Origin of the sequence: Lentibacillus amyloliquefaciens, assembly GCF_001307805.1 — a bacterium.
GTDB lineage: Bacteria > Bacillota > Bacilli > Bacillales > Amphibacillaceae > Lentibacillus > Lentibacillus amyloliquefaciens.
Window position 1 is genome coordinate 1,977,662 of the sequence record NZ_CP013862.1, and the last position, 19,181, is coordinate 1,996,842.

Annotated in this window: 19 protein-coding genes and 1 riboswitch; of the genes, 3 read left to right on the forward strand and 16 right to left on the reverse strand. The window is 44.5% G+C overall.

The window, feature by feature from the left end; genetic code table 11:
• Positions 1 to 26: 26 nt before the first annotated feature.
• The 6 genes from AOX59_RS09860 to cudC form a co-directional block, all read right to left on the reverse strand.
• Positions 27 to 1,778, reverse strand: a complete 1,752-nt coding sequence (locus AOX59_RS09860; protein WP_068445150.1) for a putative ABC transporter permease subunit — start codon at positions 1,776 to 1,778, stop codon at positions 27 to 29.
• Complete coding sequence (locus tag AOX59_RS09865) at positions 1,775 to 2,560, reverse strand: ABC transporter ATP-binding protein (protein WP_068445152.1); 786 nt, start codon at positions 2,558 to 2,560, stop codon at positions 1,775 to 1,777. Before AOX59_RS09865 ends, AOX59_RS09860 begins: the two co-directional genes overlap by 4 nt.
• A gap of 165 nt (positions 2,561 to 2,725) precedes the next feature.
• Entirely contained in the window at positions 2,726 to 2,878 is a 153-nt protein-coding gene (locus tag AOX59_RS09870) for a small acid-soluble spore protein P (RefSeq protein ID WP_068445155.1), read from the reverse strand.
• A 68-nt stretch (positions 2,879 to 2,946) separates the two neighbouring features.
• Complete coding sequence (locus AOX59_RS09875) at positions 2,947 to 3,579, reverse strand: YczE/YyaS/YitT family protein (protein WP_068445157.1); 633 nt, start codon at positions 3,577 to 3,579, stop codon at positions 2,947 to 2,949.
• Between the two features lie 367 nt (positions 3,580 to 3,946).
• Positions 3,947 to 4,858: a glycine betaine ABC transporter substrate-binding protein gene (locus tag AOX59_RS09880; RefSeq protein ID WP_068445159.1), complete on the reverse strand. Its 912-nt coding sequence runs from the start codon at positions 4,856 to 4,858 to the stop codon at positions 3,947 to 3,949.
• 17 nt (positions 4,859 to 4,875) lie between these two features.
• Positions 4,876 to 5,439, reverse strand: a complete 564-nt coding sequence (cudC, locus tag AOX59_RS09885; protein ID WP_068445160.1) for a choline uptake/conversion transcriptional regulator CudC — start codon at positions 5,437 to 5,439, stop codon at positions 4,876 to 4,878.
• A 362-nt stretch (positions 5,440 to 5,801) separates the two neighbouring features.
• Here cudC and betB point away from each other — a divergent pair, with 362 nt between their 5' ends.
• Complete coding sequence (gene betB, locus AOX59_RS09890; RefSeq protein WP_068445163.1) at positions 5,802 to 7,271, forward strand: betaine-aldehyde dehydrogenase; 1,470 nt, start codon at positions 5,802 to 5,804, stop codon at positions 7,269 to 7,271.
• Between the two features lie 123 nt (positions 7,272 to 7,394).
• Here betB and AOX59_RS09895 read toward each other — a convergent pair whose 3' ends face one another.
• The 8 genes from AOX59_RS09895 to AOX59_RS09930 form a co-directional block, all read right to left on the reverse strand.
• Positions 7,395 to 8,426, reverse strand: a complete 1,032-nt coding sequence (locus AOX59_RS09895) for a nuclease-related domain-containing protein (protein WP_068445167.1) — start codon at positions 8,424 to 8,426, stop codon at positions 7,395 to 7,397.
• Positions 8,427 to 8,577: 151 nt separating this feature from the next.
• Positions 8,578 to 9,126: an SLOG family protein gene (locus tag AOX59_RS09900; protein ID WP_068445169.1), complete on the reverse strand. Its 549-nt coding sequence runs from the start codon at positions 9,124 to 9,126 to the stop codon at positions 8,578 to 8,580.
• Positions 9,127 to 9,131: 5 nt separating this feature from the next.
• Positions 9,132 to 9,731 (reverse strand): Dph6-related ATP pyrophosphatase, encoded by a 600-nt coding sequence (locus tag AOX59_RS09905; RefSeq protein ID WP_068445171.1) that lies wholly within the window; start codon positions 9,729 to 9,731, stop codon positions 9,132 to 9,134.
• Positions 9,732 to 9,795: 64 nt separating this feature from the next.
• Entirely contained in the window at positions 9,796 to 10,581 is a 786-nt protein-coding gene (locus AOX59_RS09910; protein WP_335338737.1) for a TatD family hydrolase, read from the reverse strand.
• Entirely contained in the window at positions 10,571 to 11,308 is a 738-nt protein-coding gene (locus AOX59_RS09915; RefSeq protein ID WP_068445174.1) for an ABC transporter ATP-binding protein, read from the reverse strand. The genes AOX59_RS09910 and AOX59_RS09915 overlap by 11 nt, the downstream gene beginning before the upstream one ends.
• A 3-nt stretch (positions 11,309 to 11,311) precedes the next feature.
• Positions 11,312 to 12,073, reverse strand: a complete 762-nt coding sequence (locus AOX59_RS09920) for an ABC transporter permease (protein WP_068445175.1) — start codon at positions 12,071 to 12,073, stop codon at positions 11,312 to 11,314.
• Positions 12,073 to 12,363 (reverse strand): thiamine-binding protein, encoded by a 291-nt coding sequence (locus AOX59_RS09925; RefSeq protein ID WP_068445178.1) that lies wholly within the window; start codon positions 12,361 to 12,363, stop codon positions 12,073 to 12,075. Before AOX59_RS09925 ends, AOX59_RS09920 begins: the two co-directional genes overlap by 1 nt.
• Positions 12,364 to 12,408: 45 nt before the next feature.
• Entirely contained in the window at positions 12,409 to 13,404 is a 996-nt protein-coding gene (locus AOX59_RS09930) for an ABC transporter substrate-binding protein (protein ID WP_179946398.1), read from the reverse strand.
• A gap of 153 nt (positions 13,405 to 13,557) precedes the next feature.
• A riboswitch (TPP riboswitch) is annotated at positions 13,558 to 13,668 on the reverse strand.
• Positions 13,669 to 14,138: 470 nt separating this feature from the next.
• Between AOX59_RS09930 and menC the strand changes: the two genes are divergently transcribed.
• Positions 14,139 to 15,248 (forward strand): o-succinylbenzoate synthase, encoded by a 1,110-nt coding sequence (gene menC / locus AOX59_RS09935; protein ID WP_068448260.1) that lies wholly within the window; start codon positions 14,139 to 14,141, stop codon positions 15,246 to 15,248.
• Positions 15,249 to 15,360: 112 nt separating this feature from the next.
• Here the strand turns inward: menC and AOX59_RS09940 are convergent, their stop codons facing one another.
• The gene (locus AOX59_RS09940) at positions 15,361 to 15,876 is read right to left on the reverse strand and encodes a hypothetical protein (protein WP_237049243.1); all 516 of its coding nucleotides are present in this window, start codon (positions 15,874 to 15,876) and stop codon (positions 15,361 to 15,363) included.
• A gap of 699 nt (positions 15,877 to 16,575) precedes the next feature.
• On the opposite strand from AOX59_RS09940, the gene betA reads away from it, so the two are divergent.
• On the forward strand, positions 16,576 to 18,267 hold the full coding sequence (gene betA, locus AOX59_RS09950) for a choline dehydrogenase (RefSeq protein WP_068445183.1): 1,692 nt from the start codon (positions 16,576 to 16,578) through the stop codon (positions 18,265 to 18,267).
• A 142-nt stretch (positions 18,268 to 18,409) separates the two neighbouring features.
• Here the strand turns inward: betA and AOX59_RS09955 are convergent, their stop codons facing one another.
• Complete coding sequence (locus tag AOX59_RS09955; RefSeq protein WP_068445185.1) at positions 18,410 to 19,132, reverse strand: metallophosphoesterase family protein; 723 nt, start codon at positions 19,130 to 19,132, stop codon at positions 18,410 to 18,412.
• Between the last annotated feature and the right edge of the window lie 49 nt (positions 19,133 to 19,181).

Sequence of the window (19,181 nt, forward strand, 5' to 3'; positions counted from 1 at the left end):
CAATAAAGGGAGAACGCATCTCCCTTTTACAGGCTTCCCGCTTTCTTTCCCAACGCCGCCTTTGAACCGGTATCCTGAACCATTTCGATTTCAATCCCTAAGTCAAATTTTCGCGCACTCATCATTGTGAAAAGATATGCGACACCCAGTGAAATAAGAAGCATCAGCAGAACTCCTGCAATTGTGACCATAACCGGGCTTGCCGCTTTCCAGCTTAAAACAGTATAAACAAATCCCGCTGCAAATCCAATTAAGCCACCGGCATCCTGACTGACCATCTGTGTGAATTCCATCACTTCAACCGGTAAAATCAGCATGACAAACGGGATTAGCGCAAAGAACAGATATACATACGAAACCATCATAAGAACGATTGCCGTTCCAAACTTTAAGCGGTTCTGCGGATTGGCCGGGTTATATTTAGCACCAATTGTGCCGAGCCACATCCCGATAGCGCTGATGCCAATCGTCACAACAGCTTTCATAGCAATGCCTGATGCGAATTGGAGAAGCGTCCAGCCGAAGAACAGACCGGCAACAATCTCTACAACGGTTAAAATAACAAACGGCAAAAGCCAGCTGATCCATAATTTGCCGAGCGCAATGTGTTTTCCAGACAAGGGCAAAATCCGCAATATCCAGACTGACTTTGCTTCCCTGGCGATTGTCGAGCTGGCAATTTGACCATTGAACATCGCATAGACGAACAATAGGATCGCTTGTGCAACCGGCCAGGTCACGTCATTCGGCCCGCGCAGGTCACCAAGACTCCCGCCGCCTGAAAGCAATCCGGCAAATCCAAATACAAAAAAGAATACAAACGGCAAGAACACAAGCCACTCGCGCAGGTCACGTTTAATCGCATACCATTCTTTTTTTCCGATAGCGATAACCGGATGATGCAATTGCGATCCGGTTTGGCCAGATTTTTTCTTTCGCTTCTTCCCGCTTCCTTCGCTCAACTTTATCCAGCCGGTCCGGAAGCCTCTTTCAACCAGAGTTGACGTTACGATGAAAGCTATAACGGCCAATACGATAATCATCACTAACGGCAAAAACAAATCAAACGACCCGTCAGCCGCTCCAGTGATGGCGTCACTCGCCCACGTCACCGGCACCCATTCCGGAAATAGCGGAAGTCCTGATAAGATCATTTCAGATAGCGGACGGTCGTTTGCCAGGTTCGGTGCCATCAAGATTGCATAAACAAAAATTCCTGACAGCACACTCATCACAGTCATAAATTCATTTGCCTTGCTTGCCGGAACAACCTGAATGAGAAGTAAATTGAACACGTATGCAATTGACAGTCCGATCACAATAACCGCAAACAGGACAATCGGCACAACGGGGTAATATAAGAGACTTACGCCTTTCACCAGCCCATAGACATACAACGGTATGATATACAGCACAAACACCAATAACGGAACGCCGGCGAAACTTTGCATATATTTTACCCAAAATATGTATCGTGTCGGAATCGGCAACGTAAACAGCAAATTGAGATCGGTCGCTGAATAAAGGTGCTTGAACACTTGCGGCAGCCCGAGCAAAATGATAAATCCGATAACTAATAAAAAGCCGTATGACAAAATGCCGGCAAAAACCGGTTCCGTAATGGCATCGGCAATCACCCATATGCCGGCCGAAAGCCAATACAGCAAGATCGCAAACACCACAAACATCACAAAATAACCGAAATAATTTTTAGCGGGCTGTGTTTTCATCGTATTAATGAAGATTTTCCATTGATTTTTTAATAAAGCCTTCATCATTTGGCATCACCATGATCGGACATCTCACTGATAATCGCCTGTTGATCCTCACCACCGGTCAATTCAAGGAAGATATCCTCCAGACTCTGATCAGTGTGGCCACCGCTCGCCTTCAGTTCATCCATCGTGCCAAGGGCAATGATGTCACCTTCGAAAATAATCCCGACCCGGTCACACATCTGCTCAGCAATTTCAAGAATGTGCGTCGAAAGAAAAACAGTCATGCCATGATCACAAAGCTCGCGAAGCAAATTTTTCAAGCTGCGTGCACTTTTCGGATCAAGCCCGACCGTCGGCTCATCCATAAATAACACATCCGGTTCATGCGCGAGCGCACCGCATATGGCAATCTTTTGCTTCATACCATGCGAGTAGCTTTCGATTAAATCATCCGCCTGATCAGTCAGGCTGAATATCTTCAGCAATTCATTCGCTCTTGTCTGAAATTGCTCTTTCGGTATCCGGAAAACGGACGCTACAAACTCGAGATAATCCCACCCCGTCAGTTTTGGATAAAGATTGGGCTGATCAGGCACATAGGCTATTCTTTCTTTTGCCTTAAGCGGATTTTTCCATATGTCGATACCATTAATTTCAGCAGACCCGCTTGTCGGCTCCAGCAACCCTGTCAGCATTTTGATAGTGGTCGTTTTCCCGGCACCATTCGGACCAAGAAAGCCGAATAATTCCCCCTTATTTACTTGTAGATTAAGACGTTTAACAGCTTCATGCCTTTTATATGTTTTTACCAGGTCCGTTAGTTTGATCGACTGGTCTTCCATCGTACTTCCCCCTCGAAATTGAGCTTGGGTCCAATTATAGCAGACTGGAAGAATCTTTATTAGCCATCTACAGCGATTTTCGTTCAAACTATAGCGATTCTTATTCAATCTACAGCGATTTTCCATAGCAAACAAAAAAGCACACACAGAAGTGCGTGCTATCGGCTACATATCATGATGCGGATTGTGTTTTTGCCGTGAGTGGTTGCGCTGTTTCACCTTATGGGATCCTTGCATCGGCTCGCCGTATGGCTGTTTCGGGCCCTTAGGCAGATCCGGCTTCTTCTGCTGCTTTGGTCCTTTAGGTTTTCCGCCCATTTTGCTTTTCCTCCTTTAACATGTCACCCATAGTGTTTGAGGAGGTGAAAAATCTATACGGAATTTGTTTAGGAAACCATGTTCTCTCTGCGTTTTCGGAGGCTGTTTTTCAGTATTCGGACATATGGCAGGAAAAAGCTGATAATAAATCCGCCGAATAATGCGTTGATCAATGTACCGATTCCGACCGCTCCGCTGAAACTGATTGCCAGGATGACCAGCACTACACTGATCGCTGCCCGCGAATAGGAAACATTCCAACCGGTCAGGCTTGATATGACCAGCATGGAACGATCGAGCGGGTTTGGTGCAATGTCCGACTGCAGATAAAAGGCAACGCCGAGTGCCATTAAAATTGTCCCTGCTAAAAGAGCCGACCATTCACCATACCATGTAATAGGAGCTACAACACCCTCAAGCAAAAACAGCCACGTATCAATGCCAATTCCGGTAACCAATGAAGTGATCAGAGCAAAAAATTCCGGACGCTTACGCTCAGCCAGTGCATTACCGAGAACCATTGTCAGACCGACGACAATTTCAAAGCTGCCAACTGTCAGTCCAAATGTCCGGTGAAGCCCAACAAGAAGCGCATCAAACGGTGAAGCACCCATTGTTGATTGAATCGTCAATGCAATCCCGAGCGTGAGAATAATCAATCCGGTCAAATAAAAATGGACGCCTGCACGAATCAGCCGCATGACACCACTCCTTTCCCGTTATGCCCATTAAGCTTTCTGCTGTGAGAAAAGATTTCTTCCTTATCGTCCGTTTCGTCCGTCATATCAGTCTAACAAAGATTGATAATAGAAGATATAAAAAAACTCCATTTAAAATGGTTTTTCAGCATTACAAAACTGTGCTCTCCATCGATAGCATGCCTTCTTGCAATGAGGAAGCAACTTGTAATCACGCTAAGTTACTTATTGATTGGATTGAGTTTGTTAACTTCTGATGGAGTTGCGACAACTTCAGCCAAACACTGCACAAATTTTGAACACAAAAAAGAAGCCTTACGCATCACCGCGCTAGGCTTCCTTTTCGTTTGTGAACGTTAGCTGCCGAGGGCTATTCAGCAGTCCATTCATCAATAAGATCCTGGTTTTCTTCAACCCATTTCCTTGCCCCATCAATTGGCTCTTCAGCATCGTTTACATATACCATAAGCTCACCAATTGCATCGTCATCCATTTTCCAGTTTTTCATCCATTCACTGACCTTTGGAAAGTCATCAGCAAATCCTTGACGAGTTGCGTGGTAAATTTTTTCAGCCTCACCGTATACGTTTTTCGGATCTTCAAGATATTTCAAATCGTACTGAGAAAAGACACGATGCGGGCTCCAAAGTGGTGCGACAATTGGCTCTTCATTTGAAATGGCATCGTCAATGGCGCTTATCATAGCCGGTTCCGAACTTGGAATCAGTTCATAGTCAAGGTTATATTCCGGAATCAAATCATCTTTCGTAACTTCCATCGTCCCGGCCCCTGAATCAAAGCCAGTGATCTCGCCATCAAACATTTCTTTATTTGCGTTCAGATCTTCAACACTATTGATATCTTCGAGGTATTTCGGCACGACAAGCCCTACTTTGGCATTGTCATACCAGGCATTTTCAGCGAAAAATACCTCATCTTCATACTCTTCAAGATAAGCTTTATCCTGAATTGGCAACCATACTTCCAGATTAATATCCAAATCACCGGTTGAGAGTGACTGCATGATGACACCCATATCAAGAAGCTGCAAATTCACATCATAACCTTTTTCTTCCAAAATCACTTTCCACATGTTTGAAACAGCAATGTTTTCTGCCCAGTTAATCTGCGCCATTTCAATGGTACCTTTGCTTTCGCTTGATTCATTATCGGATTCACTTGAACCTCCAGCCTCTTCTGATCCGGAACCTGACCCGCAAGCTGCTAACACAACGATTAATGCGAGTCCTAGTACGATTAGTTTGCTTTTCATGAACTTCATAAATGAATAAATTCCTCCTAATTGTTCTTGTTTTCTGGATGTACTGGCAAAAATTCATAAATTTCTTCTGACCGGATACTTGCCACCAAACGTTCCAGCCAACGGTAATACGTTTTGGACTGATCAAGCTGATGATAGATCTTTCGTGCTTCGTCTACTAAGTCATCCGAAACATCCTCATCTTCAAAAATCTGATCCAATTCAAATTCAGCTTGTTTAACAGCTTCAAGGTTCATTTTGGCTTCACGATCCCACATTTGACAGAAATAGGACATAAATGTATTGAAAAAATTCTTTTCAGCCGCATATGTATGTTTCCTTGATCCACGCTGGAATTTCTTTTTTACCATTTCAATTTCCTGGAGTTTTCGGACACTTGTGCTCATGCTCGGTTTGCTCATATCCAGTTCTTCCCGCATTTCATCAAGATTCATCTGATCTTCAAAATACATAGTGGCATATAATTTACCGGCAGCAGGTGTCACTCCATAGACATCCATTGTTTCAGCAATGGCTTCTATAACGTATCCTTTTGCCTGTTCCAATTTCTCCTTCGCCATCCCATCGTTGGAACCAGTCATAATGTCACCTCGCTTTTAATAAATTAAATACGTTAAATATATTCTTTACAATATTAATCATAACGAAATATAGAAATATGTCAAATATCAAAATGAAATTATTTATTTTTCCTTAAGTTTGGTGCTTTGATAACTGCACCTTCAAAGCAGCTTTTATCTTGGTGATCCCGCGCCCATGCACAGAAAAATAATTTTGAAAACCTTGATTTAAAATTGAAGTAGCGGGCTTGCTACGCGTTAAGGCGGGATAAACATCTGAATGTTTCTTTTTGACAAACAAAAAATAGCATGGTAAAGTCAGATTTGTTCAAAACGTTAAATAAATTTTTAATAAAATTAATCATTTGTAAAGGTGGTTTACGATGAACATAAAAAAACAATTGATCGATGACGCATGGGTGACATCCAGATCGAATGCCACCCGCGACATTATTAATCCTTTCAATCAGGAAGTCATCGCTAAAGTAACCGAGAGTGATGAAACGGATGCAAAAGCTGCAATTGCTGCAGCACGAAAAGCGTTTGACAAGGGCGATTGGGCAACAACACCTGCGACAGAACGCGGTAAAATCGTCCATAAAATTGCTGACTTAATTGAACGGGACAGAGAAGAACTTGCCGAGCTTGAATCATTGGATACCGGTAAAACCGTTGAAGAAAGCCGCGGAGACATGGACGATATCGCCGGTGTCTTCCGTTATTTTGCTGAAATGGCTGACAAAGACGGTGGCGAAATCATTGAATCGCCTATTCCGAATTCAACCAGCAGAGTGGTCCATGAGCCGGTCGGTGTCTGTGGTCAGATTACGCCGTGGAACTATCCATTGCTGCAGGCGTCATGGAAGCTGGCGCCGGCACTGGCAGCAGGCAACACACTTGTCATGAAGCCAAGCGAAATTACACCGCTTACTTCTATTAAAGTATTTGAATTAATGGAAGAAGCCGGTGTTCCGGCAGGCGTTGTCAATCTGGTGCTCGGTCCCGGCAATTCCGTTGGTGCGGAACTTTCAGTTAATGATGATGTCGATCTGATTTCATTCACAGGCGGTATTGAAACAGGCAAGCGGATTATGCAGGCAGCCAGTTCCAATGTGAAAAATCTGGCACTCGAACTGGGCGGTAAAAATCCGAATATCGTTTTTGCCGATGCTGATTTCGAAACAGCTGTCGACCAGGCGATGAACGCGGTGTTCTTCCATGCCGGACAAATTTGTTCAGCGGGCACCCGTTTGATTATTGAAGAAAGCATTCACGATGATTTTGTCAGTGCGCTTGTCGACCGTGTAAAGAATATCAAGCTTGGCAGCGGTTTTGACGAATCAACTCAAATGGGACCGCTCATTTCAAAAGACCATTTAAATAAAGTTATTCAATACGTGGAGAACGGTAAAAAAGAAGGCGCAACGGTTGCTGTCGGCGGCAGGCGTCCGGAAGATCCGGAACTGCAAAATGGCTTTTTCTACCTGCCGACAGTGTTGACTGACTGTACGACTGACATGGGCGTTGTGCAGGATGAAGGCTTCGGTCCGGTTATTACCGTGGAAAAATTCACGACTGAAGAAGAAGCGGTTCGTCTTGCCAACGACTCCATTTATGGGCTTTCCGGCGGTGTCTTTACAAATGATATTGCCAAGGCTGAGCGCTGTGTAGCGAAAATGCGGATGGGAACTGTCTGGATCAACGACGTAAATCTGTACTTCCCGCATGCGCCATGGGGTGGCTATAAACAATCCGGCATCGGCCGCGAACTCGGCAAAACAGGCCTGGAAGAATATCAGGAAACCAAGCATATTTTCCAAAACCTGAAGCCTGAACCCGTTAATTGGTTTTAAAGCCCTACCTTGAAGAGCTATATGACTAAAGAGCAGCTTGGCACGACGTCAAGTTGCTTTTTTGATTGATTGGCCGGACTGAAGATGTGAACTTCGGGATTTTCCATGTGAACTTCGGGGAAATCACTGTGAACTTCGGGATTTCTGGTGTGAACTTCGGGCTTTTTGCTTCCAACTTCGGGATTTAAATAAATTCTCCAGATCAATCCTATATTTTCTACCACTGGTACTACCTATTTTTTCAAAGTTTTCCTTTTGAAGTATATCTTTAGCTATATAGCTGGACCCTACCCGCAAAAAATCCCGCGCCTGCCGATTATTAATATGCTCCCCCACCAGCAGAGCATAATCCATCAGCGCCTGGCGATGAGCTGTTTTTGAAGTGCAACCGCAAAAATCACACCACCACTTCCCGCTTTTCCACTGCATTGGCACAGTCCCGCAGTCAGGACAGAGGACGCCTTTTATTAAATCATCATAATTCACATTAAATTGATCCATTCCGCCATCTTTTTCAGGCACATGTTCATTGAGTAAATGCCAGGAAAGATCGAGCAGCTGTTGTTCAGATATACGTGGCGTTTGATGTTTATCTATAAAAGAATCGACTTTGGAAAGGACTTTATCGCGGTGCATGACGATATCTGAAATGCGTTTATCGTTGTTGAGGTTTCGCAGGTAGGTGTCATCACGGCTATAGACAACAATTTTTTCGATGGGGACAGAAGGAAGGTCATACTTGCTGAGCCAGCTCAAAAGTCTCCTATACTGAAGATTGATTTGTTCAACGGGGTTTGTGAAGACTTCTACATTGTCGTCAATTTTCCGGTAAGTCTGTCCTAAATCGTCAAAATTTATGTTGTCATAAATATTCTTAACCTCGATGATCAGATAGAACCAGCGGGACAGCAGCAAAAAGTCAATTTGAAAGTGCTTATACTCATCGGGAAGCCTGATGTAGTGGAAAATCAGAAAATCATCTTCAGGCAAGAACTGCAGATGGTATCGCATAGCATTTTCGCCTTTATAACCGGAAAGTAAATTAGCGGCACGTTTACTTATTTTTTCTTTAAAGAGGTGAGAAGCTGGGATTCGCACGTCCAGCGCCTGTGCAGCGAGAATATGCCGGGGAATTTCAAGAGGCTTGATATACAATAAGGCACAACCTTTCTTATTTAGTTTTAGTGTCCAATTATTATTTCGACAAATCTTTTAAAAGTCCTGCTTTTTTAGTTAATTTGTGAACTTTATCATTTTAATTGTGAACTTTAGCGAATTCAGTGTGAACTTGAGCCCCCACCCACCTTCACCCCCAATAATCCGGATTGGTCATCCGCATTTCCTCAACCATGTCCTCAAGGTCAGCCGGGGTAATCACATAAATCGGGGATTCAGCTTGTGTTGCTTCGTCATAAAAATAACGATTGCTGCCGGTAAATTCCTCGTCAAGCAGCATCAAACAGCCACCGCTTTTCTCGATCAGCCACTTGTTGCTTGCCCGATATTGATAAGGCCCGCTGTAGCCACCTTTATAAAGCGGCCTGTAAAAGTCAGCGGCCGCCGTCAGTTTCTCATAGATCTGCTGAATCGGCTCCGGCCAGCGTTCTTCCTGATTCTCAAATGGCGGAATGAGGGCAAGCTTCACGCCATACTGGTTCCGCAATCCAAGTGCCACTTCGCCAGCCCAAAGCTCCACACCCATTTTCCCGGAAATAAGCACCCATTCCAGACCTTCTTCAATAAAGCTGATCAGCCGCTTTTCAATTGCTGCTTTAATGATATCGATGCGTTCGTCATCATGTTTGAAGATATTAACCTCCATTGGTTTATAGCCAGTGACCGCCAACACTTTCATGATATTCACTCCCCTCCGAAGATCGGTCCATCGTGCACGTACGTATGATATTCACCGGATTCACCCATGGGGCAAACATTCTCATATTTTAAAATATCGTCAATAAAGCTACTGTCAATTCGGCGGCCGGCCCAGCTATCGGGCAGCTTTTCCGCATCAACTTTGATGACTTCTGCCTTAAAGCCTGTATCTACAAATTCATGCAGCAATTCCAAAACTTCCGCCTGATCTCGCCATAAAGGATAAACAGGCTCAACACCAGCTTTTTGCGCCACCTGCTCACCCCAACTGCGATGTCCCTCAAGGTAAATATCGCCAAACGCGGCCCCATCAATACCATACCGTTCCTTCATACTGCCTAACATAAAAACAAAATCATTCGTGTATGTATGAAAATCCGTCTCGATAAAATGCACCGGAATGCTAAGCCGGTCCGCCTGATTCAAAACACGCTCGCGCTTTTCATTATGGGCAACCGTATCCCCGCTCTCTTTCCAGACCGTCGTCAGCAGGCAAGCCACTTGCAGCCCCTGCTTCTGCAAATAATAAAATGCCAGGCAACTGTCCTTTCCGCCGCTGAAAGATAACGCTACTTTTTTGACCATCAAACACTGCTCCTTCGAATTTAATCGTACCTTTATCGTAACACCAGGCCCTGTAAAACAACAGTCATATCCCATAGAAATGAATCGTGTTATCATAAAGCCGGTGATAAACGTCCTCATCCGGTATTCCTTTTAAAACTGCTATTTCACGAGCGGACCGGTGGATCATATGAGGATGTGTCATTTTCCCTTTAAACGGGCCTTCAAACGGCCACGGACCATCTGTTTCAACCATTATTTTATCGAGCGGAAATTGTCTGACCAACTCTCTGGTTTCTGCTTCATATAAAATATCCGGCGTCACAGAAATGAAGTAGCCGTTGCGCATCATCCGCTGCATTGTCTTGGAATCACCTTTAAACCAATGAAAATGAGCTTTGGATAGTGAATGCTTTTCCAAAAGATCGATCACCTCAGGCGCATCATCATAAATGGCATGGAGCGCAACCGGTTTATTCAATTCGGCAGCATTTCGTATGAATGCCTCTAAAACGTGCACATAAGCCTCCCGCTCCCGGGATGTCATCTCCCCTTCCCGCCGCAAATAATACGGCAGTCCGACTTCACCGACTGCCACAACCCTGTCGCTGTCTCGTTCAATCATCGCAAGCAAATCACCGACTTCTTCATCAGTTGGAAGCGGCTGTTCCGGATGAAAGCCAAACGCCGGTTTAACGCGATTGTCGGCATGAGCCAGCCGGATGGTCTCCTGAGCTGAAGCCAGATGATTGGAAACAGCAATCAAAGCATCTACATCGTTCGCTTCCATGTCACGAAGAATGCCGAAGCGCTCATCCGGCTTATACATATCAAGATGAATATGGGCATCAACAATCTTTTTAGACATCATTACCAAGCTCCCGGTAAATTGTTTTTTTCCATTCAAGGAATTCTGCTGTCAAAAACAGCCCCTCATCCCGTGGGCGGCTGAATGGAATCGTGAAAATTTCTTTAACGGATGCAGGCGACTGAGACAATACGATAATTCTGTCAGATAAATAAATCGCTTCTTCAATATTATGCGTAACAAACAAGATCGAGCGATGATGTCCCTGCCAGATGGACAGCAGCCATTTTTGCATCTCCAGTCGGGTAAATTCGTCCAGTGCTGAAAAAGGTTCGTCAAGGCAAATCAGCGGCTGTGGGCTCAATAGGCTTCGAATAAACGCAACACGCTGTTTCATACCGCCGGATAATTCAAACGGATAGGCATCTTCATAACCGGCGAGTCCGGCGTATTCAATCAGTTCCATCGCGCTTTCTTTATCCATTTTCCCTTGTATTTCACCGCCGAGCATGACATTTTTCAAAATACTTCGCCATGGCATTAGCGACGGCGTTTGTGGTGTGTAACTGATTGATCCGCGCTTGCCGTTAATCTTGTCACCTTCCAGCCAGATTTCACCGGCATCAGGCTCAAGGATACCTCCGATTAAATGGAATAAGGTGCTTTTCCCGCTGCCTGAAGGCCCCAGTACGGAAACAAACTCACCTTCATTTACCGTGAAATCCACATCGGCCAACACCTGGTGGTTTCCATATGATTTGGAAATGTGCTGAATATTGAGCTCGCCCATACGTCATTCATCCCCTTTCCGCTTCCACTTGATAATCTTCTTCTCAGCCAGCATGATAAGTGCGAAAAACAGCATGCTTAAAATGATAACGAATATAATCGCTACAAAGACCCGATCTGTTCTGAAAGAGGATGAAGCCATTGTCATATAAACGCCGATGCCATTATTTGCCCCGAGCCATTCGGATATAACAGCCCCCATCACACTATAGGTCGCTGAAATCTTCAAGCCTGAAAAAACATACGGCAACGCGCTTGGCCATTCCAATTTCCAAAACACTTGTTGTTTGCCGGCACCGGCCATTTTCATGTAGTGAAGCAGATCACGATCCGTCTGCCTGAATCCTTCAAGCGCTGAGACGGCAATCGGGAAAAAGCATACCAATGCAATAATGATAATCTTCGGCAACATGCCAAAGCCAAACCATACAACAAGCAGCGGCGCTAGAACGATAACGGGGATATTTTGCGAAATAATTAATAGCGGATACAACGCTTCACGAAAAGAGGGAATTAAATGTAAAACTGCTGCTATAACAATCCCCGCTGAACTCCCAATCACAAATCCGATTAAAGTCAGACGCACGGTTGAGACAATATGGTGCTGATAGTTCAGCCAATCTTCAACACCTGTCTGGACAATCAATGAAGGAGCCGGGAGCAGCCATGAAGGCACTTGGAAAATACGGGTCGAAACTTCCCAGACAATGACCAAAAGGATGAGAACCAGAACCGGTTTCCATCCTTTTTGCAGTAACTGTTTCATTAACGATATTTCTCCGTCAGCTTATCCATAGACGCACCGCCTTCAGTATGAAGAATTTTTACCTGGGAAATGATGCTTTCACTGCCCAGCTCCAACATACGCGCGTTCATCCTTTCAATGACAGCGAGAAGTTCGGACAGCTCGCCTTCCATAGTTGTTTCCAGCGGGTGCACCTCGTACGTCACGCCTGACTTTTCAATGACGTCAATAGCAGCATCGACATATGGAATGACATCTTCACCTTGTTTTGTTTTCGGGATGATTTGAATACTGACTAATGATTGATTCATATAGCTTCACTCCTTCTCTGTTTAACTGATTTGCTCAACATTGCGCTATTCCGGCAAAAATTCATTCGTAAACGCCTTCTCTGCTTCCAACCGCTCATCAAGCAAATCATTCTCGTACATCCATTCAGCATAATTCTCCCAGACTTCTTTCTTCTGCACACCCCATTTATCAGCATCATCCTGATATTTTGGCGATAGCCATTCCTGACTTTTCTTAACAAGCTCAGGATCAAGGTCCGGGACTGCTTCAATCAAAATATCAGCGGCTTTTCCAGGATTATCGGCGGCAAACTCATAACCCTTTGAAACAGCAGCCATAAATTTGCGTACAGTTTCCGGATTGTCGGCAATCATCGTTTCATTTGTCGTGATAACCGGTGTGTAATAATCCAGTTTTTCCGAGTAATCCGTCAAATACATCATGTTCAGTTCCTGACCGCGCATTTCTGCCTGAACACCTGTCCATGCATAGTAAATCCAGGCAAAATCAATATCCCGTTGGACAGCGGTAAAAAAATCCGTATCGCCCATATTAACGATATCGACTTTTTCGACGTCAGCATCCTTCTGCTGCATCAAAGAAGACAGTACTGCCTTTTCAACGGGCGCTCCCCAACCGCCGTATGTTTTTCCTTCAAAATCTTCCGGCGAGGTGATATTTTCTTCTTTCAGCGATGCAAACCCTGAGGTGTTATGCTGGATGACAGCACCAATTGAGACGAGCGGAATCTCCTGGACACGTGCTTCTGTCAGACTTTCTTGAGCCCCGATGCCAAATGATGCCTCACCGGACGCTACAATCTGATCTGCACCTGCCTCACCGGGCATCATAATCTCAACATCAAGTCCTTCATCAGCAAAATAACCGTTCGCTTGAGCAACATAAATCCCTGTATGGTTCGTATTTGGCGTCCAATCAAGCACAAAGGACAGCTGCTCTTTATCCCCGCTTTCTCCGGTGCTTTCTCCATTCTCACTGCACGCCATTAGCAGTGCCGCCATTACTGCCACGAAGAAAAGCATTGTTAACAATCGTCGCATGTGTTCCTCCCCCTTTTCGTTTTTCATGCTGCAGAGGGCAATACGCCTTGCAACCTGAAGGACGCACCAGTGAGCACTGGTGTAAATTCCCTGGGAAATTAAAAACGCTCCGGGCTCAAGGTCCGGAGCGTATCAGAATACACACATTGTAATCATAAACAATTCAGTGTTCCCTACGCTGGTTTCAGCCAGATCAGGTTCCAAGGGTCAGCATCTTAACGGATGCAGTCTCAACCGGCAACACCGGTCCCCCTACAACATTTAGAATTCAATTGTCATACAACGTTACTATGCCATAATTGCCGAAAATTTTCAATCTTGAGATGCCCGATTCAATTCAATGAATAATTGTGAGAATAACGGAACCATGATACATTTAAAGTGAAACTTCATTCAGTGGAGTGCTTTTCTCCACTTGGTGAAGGGAACAGAGGCTAAATCCGCAACGTCCGTTGCAACGCCTCCCGAGACCTGCGTCATGCAGGCCCAAACGAAGCGATGTTTTAGCGGAGGAAATATACGGAGACTTCTGCGGGATGAGAGGCATAGGTGAGACCCCGTAGGGCGCCAGCCCGAGGAGGCTCACCAACCGCCCGCGAAAAGCGAAGTATATTTCCGGAGCGGGTAATTTGCACTCCCCCCTTACTTCGTTAGTTCGGATTTTCTTCAACGAAAACTCTTTTGTCCCCCCTCCTTACATGTGGGATAAACAACAGGAGGTTATACGCATGGCAATGCCTATTACATCAATCACGCTAAGACGACTTAATATGAACTTGAAAAACCCTTTCACCACCAGCTTTGGAACGATGCAGGATAAAGACTTTTTCATTACCGAAGCAGCTGATGACCGCGGCAACAGAGGGTTTGGCGAATCAGTAGCCTTCACCAGCCCGTGGTACACGGAAGAAACGGTTGAAACAAACAAACATATGATCAACGATTTCTTAATCAAATTGCTCCAGGATAATGAAATCCGCCACCCCAGCGAAGTCCGGGAACTGTTCAAACCGATCAAACGCAATAATATGGCAAAAGCAGCCGTGGAAGGCGCTATTTGGGATCTCTATGCCAAACAGCATGGTATTACCCTTGCCAGAGCGCTCGGCGGCACGAAACAGAAGATTGAAGTTGGTATCAGTCTCGGTATCCAGCCAACAGTGAATGATTTGCTGGAAAAAGTCGGCCATCATATTAAGCAGGGCTATAAACGGATTAAAATCAAAATAAAGCCAGGCTGGGATTATGATGTGCTCAAGGAAGTAAGGAATCAATTCCCGAATACGCCGATCATGGCAGATGCCAACTCCGCTTACACACTGGATGATATCGATCAGCTAAGAAAACTTGACGAACTCAATTTAATGATGATTGAACAGCCGCTCGCCCATGATGATATCGTTGATCATGCTAAATTACAGGCTGCCATCCAAACGCCTGTCTGCCTCGATGAAAGCATTCATTCAGCTGAAGATGCACGCAAAGCCATTGAATTAAAAAGCTGCCGGATTATTAATGTAAAGATAGGACGCGTCGGCGGCTTGGCTGAAGCAAAAGAAATTCATGATTTGTGTCGTAAAAATAGGATTGATGTATGGTGCGGCGGCATGCTGGAAGCCGGTGTCGGCCGGGCACATAACATCGCCCTTGCCACCCTGCCGCAGTTCACACTCCCCGGAGATACTGCCGGGTCATCACTGTATTGGAAAAAAGACATTATCAAACCGGAAGTCACTGTGAACGACGGTGTCATTACCGTATCTAACAAACCAGGCATCGGCTACGACATTGATGAACAAGCTTTGAAAGCTTTTACTGCAGAAAAAGAAGTTTTTGACATTTGAACATGGAAAATTCTCTGGAATCTTCTTGCCAGGCCGATGAAGAATTGAGCATATCCTGCCTGCCCCCTTTATCCCTCAGGTTCAGGATTGTTTTATATGTGGGCAGAGGGGATTATTCTGCAGGCTGACTACGAATGCGCCGATCCATAATTACCCAAGTGACTGTAAACAATATCGTTAATAATATTACAATGGTATACAGTCCGATTTCGGGGATCATGACGCCAACCATCACTCCCATTAATCCACCCATTGTTCCTGCTACGATCCCATCTAACAGGGGAATTGCATCCCGGAATGGTAAACTAATAACACCACTGACAAAAACGCCAGTCAGAAGACCTGCAATATAGGCTGCACTTACATGGTGACTCATGATAGCCCCAATGACCATACAAATCGTCATTGTTGAAATCATTCCTAAAGACATTGGCAGTGAATGAACAATCGTACTATGTTGTTCACTGAGTTGATGCAAGTGACCTCGTTGCTTCCATAGTGTAAAAACAATATGGCAGACGAGCAACGCACAAATAAATAAGATAACAACAGCAAAAACCCATGATACATCTGAGACGTGCATGTGATTCATTTCACTTCCCAATTGCGCTCTTCTCCTTTCGAGCAATGTCGAGGGTCACTAAGGTTCTTTCTGCCCCTTTAAATATATATTTCTGCGAATGAACGATATTCCTTTTGTATTGAAACCCTATCCTATTGTTTTTGTAGGTAATGCTTATTTTGATGAGAAGTGGCAACTGGATCTTGAATGACCTTTAAAAATTGTAAAGTACTTTGAACTCCCAATTGAAGAAGTATTTACATTGGAAGAGGAGGGTAGGAAAAATCTCTAAGTAGCGTGTTCAGTAATCGAGAACGTTTGTTTAGTAAATATAAAGAAGATCATCTATGTTAGTCAAAACAGTATGGATGATCTTTTATTTTTGCTCATGCAAACTAAATATCAAAACTACGAAAAAAGTTCATTGCACTTCCCTTCCATCTTTCCTGACGCATTTTTGCTTTAATTTTAATAAAGGCATCGTAAATCATAATGAACTCAAGCTTTACAATTTTAATAAACAATGTTATATTTATTTTGTTTAATACATTAAGAAGATATTTAATAAAATTAATATTAAATGTCACAGTTGGAGTGACAAAAGATGTTCATCCACAAGTAATGGGTTAAGAACATTCGATTAAGATTCGTGAAGGGTCTATTCCTATCACTCAAAAAATGATCGCAACGAAGAAGCTTTGAATGAATGTTTTCGAGTCATTTTGCACACTGTGTTCCATTTACAACTTTAAGGAGGTTTTACAGATGAATCAAACATACGACTATGTAATTGTTGGTGGCGGCAGTGCGGGTTCTATACTCGGCAACCGTCTAAGTCAAGATAAATCGAGCAGTGTTCTAGTTCTGGAAGCGGGGCGCAGTGATTATCCATGGGATCTGTTTATTCAAATGCCGGCAGCTTTGATGTTCCCGTCAGGCAATCGTTTCTATGATTGGATCTACTCTACTGATTCTGAGCCTTATATGAATGGCCGTCATGTCGCGCATGCCAGGGGGAAAGTACTCGGAGGCTCGAGTTCCATCAACGGTATGATTTACCAGCGCGGCAACCCGAAGGACTATGAACGGTGGGGGTCTGACCCCGGTATGGAAACTTGGGACTTTGCCCATTGCCTGCCGTATTTTAAACGACTGGAAACAGCCTTTGGAGCCGATTCATCTGATGAGTACCGCGGCCATCATGGTCCAGTTAAATTGAAGCGCGGTCCCGCAAAGAATCCATTATTTCAAGCCTTTTTTGATGCAGCGGTAGAGGCTGGTTACTCAAGGACACCTGATGTAAATGGTTTTCGCCAGGAAGGGTTCGGTCCATTCGACAGTCATGTGCATAACGGAAGACGCGTGTCTGCTTCCGGGGCCTATTTGCGCCCTGTTATGCGACGCAAAAACCTTACAGTAGAGACGCGTGCTTTTGTTACCAATATCAATTTTGATGGTACGCGGGCCAACGGCGTGACATACCAAAAAAATGGCAAAACATATCATGTTAATGCGGGCGAAGTGATCCTTTCCGGTGGTGCATTTAACACGCCGCAGCTGCTTCAATTATCCGGTGTAGGAGAAGCTGAGCATTTACGCTCACTTGGCATTAACCCGGTCGTTGACTTGCCGGGTGTGGGTGAAAACCTTGAAGATCATCTTGAAGTGTATATTCAGCATGCTTGTCCGCAGCCCGTTTCGGAACTACCCAGCTTAAATAAAGCAAAAATGCCTTGGATCGGCCTCCAATGGTTACTTGGACGTACCGGCCCGGCAGCGTCGAATCATTTTGAAGGCGGCGGTTTCGTCCGTTCGAATGAAGATGTTGATTACCCGAATCTGATGTTCCATTTCCTTCCGCTTGCAGTTCGATATGACGGGCAAAAAGCAGATACGGATCATGGATTCCAGGTACATGTTGGACCGATGTACTCCAACTCCCGGGGAAGCCTGAAGATACGTTCGCGTGATCCTTTTCAGCATCCAAGTATCTTATTTAACTATCTATCTACCGAAGAGGATCGGCGTGAGTGGCTCGAAGCAATACGCGTTTCGCGGAAAATCCTCTCCCAGCCGGCGTTAGCGCCTTACAATTCAGGTGAAATTTCCCCCGGTCCTTCTGTCCAAACAGATGAGGAAATTCTGGGGTGGGTAGCGAATGACGCTGAAACAGCACTCCATCCATCCTGCACGGCCAAAATGGGACCTGCTTCGGATCCGATGGCTGTCGTAGATCCGCTCACCATGAAAGTTCATGGCTTGGACAACGTACGGGTAGTGGATGCATCTGCTATGCCGCATACGACGAATGGAAATATCCATGCACCGGTGTTGATGTTGGCAGAAAAAGCAGCCGACATCATCCGTGGACAAAAACCAATGAAGCCTGAGTATATGGATTATTACCGTCATGGCGTACATCCTAAAGACGCAGGTACCGCAAGTGAGACAAGTTAATAGAAGCTTGTTTCGCGGGCGGAAAAGAAAATAAGCGTGTAGAATTACCCAACAAAAAATGGCCCCGATCATCAGAATCGACGAACGGGGCCATTTTTCATGTTATTTTTATTAGTGATGTTTTAGCTTTTCTATATTCCTGTTAAAATGAACCTCGTTCAATCACACCGGTCAGAAACTCCAAATTAGGATAGTCCGCTTCTTTCAATTGCTTTTTAACCTTCTCGACATCATATTGAACCCTTTGGATACCTACATTAAATTGGTCTCCATCTCCTTCTGCCATCAAATAAGAGGCTTGATTTAAGCCATCAAAAGGCAGTCCGACACTTCCCAAGTTCGCAACACACTTCCCATTAATATAACGTACATATGGCAGATGAATATGTCCATATAAAAAAATACTTGCTGTCTGTTCACGCATTAATTTTTCTTCCAATGATTTATTTGAATCTGTCGGCTGAACAACTTCAAACAGACTTTCGGGTGTTGCATGAAAACCATGGATATTAATCTTTTCTGTTAATTCAATGGTTACTTGTGAAGGCAAACTTCCCAAATAATCCAGGTCATCTTCAGTTAAATGGCTGGTCGTCCATTGCTGTTCTTTTCTCATAATGTCCAAAGCCTGATCCGGAACTTCGCCTTCTTTAATTCCCCGATAAACCCAGTCATCCGCATTTCCTCTGATGACCTCCGTGTTCAATTTCCTCACCATATCAAGGGACCTTTTCGGTTCAGGACCGCGATAACAAATATCACCCAGAACAACAATCTTATCTGCTTTTTTTCTTTTAATATCCTCTAACACCGATTCCAGAGCAGTCGCATTTCCATGAATGTCCGAGATAAAAGCAATTTTCACGATAAAACACCGCCTTTCATTAAAAATACCCCGTTCCTCTATATATCGT